1 protein-coding gene is annotated in these 729 nt (G+C 64.3%); it reads right to left on the bottom strand.

The genetic code is table 11. From position 1 onward, the window contains the following. Window positions 1–494: 494 nt before the first annotated feature. The coding region (locus tag ACMX2H_RS18955) for an adenylosuccinate synthetase (RefSeq protein ID WP_414962833.1) at window positions 495–729 on the bottom strand (235 nt) is incomplete at its 5' end.

Genomic DNA, 729 nt, shown 5'->3' on the forward strand with positions numbered 1-729 from the left:
GTTCCCGCAGCCTTTGCAAATCGCCGTTCCCGGCAGATCCAGACCCGAACCCGGGCCCCTCCCAACACCCCAGAGGCGCGTCAAACGCACCAGAACCTGGCATATCTTTGAAGGGGATTGGCCGCTGTTTTCTCTGCTTCAGCAGCAGCGACTCAGAAAACAATACACGCCTCCCGCACCCCGCGCAAATCACCCCAACCACCCACCCAAAACCCCCAAAACGCACCACCCCCGCAACCCCAAAACCCCGCAAACACACGCAACCACACCCCACAGCACCCACCCGCACGGAGCGCCCGGACACCCACCCCACCCGGAAGCAGCCCTGTGCAGCCGCTCACATAGGAGTGCGGCACACAAGCGGGCCGCAACGGCGAAGGGCGCGGACATCGCTGCCCGCGCCCTTCAATTCCATCCGGCCGGCCGTCACGCTACCCAGTCGGTAGGTGACTTGCGGAGCCAAGCCCCGCACCGCCGTCGTTATTTGTTGTCCGTTACTCCGAGATCAGGTCCCGGATCACGATGGTCTGGTCCCGGTCCGGGCCCACGCCGATGGCGGAGAACCGGGTGCCGGACATTTTCTCCAGCGCCAGCACGTAGTTGCGTGCGTTCGTCGGCAGGTCCTCCAGCGTCTTGGCGCCGGTGATGTCCTCGGTCCAGCCGTCGAAGTACTCGAAGATCGGCTTCGCGTGGTGGAACTCGGTCTGGGTCATCGGCATTTCGTCGTGC

This window comes from Arthrobacter sulfonylureivorans (assembly GCF_047607445.1).
In the GTDB taxonomy this organism is placed as follows: Bacteria; Actinomycetota; Actinomycetes; order Actinomycetales; family Micrococcaceae; genus Crystallibacter; species Crystallibacter sulfonylureivorans_A.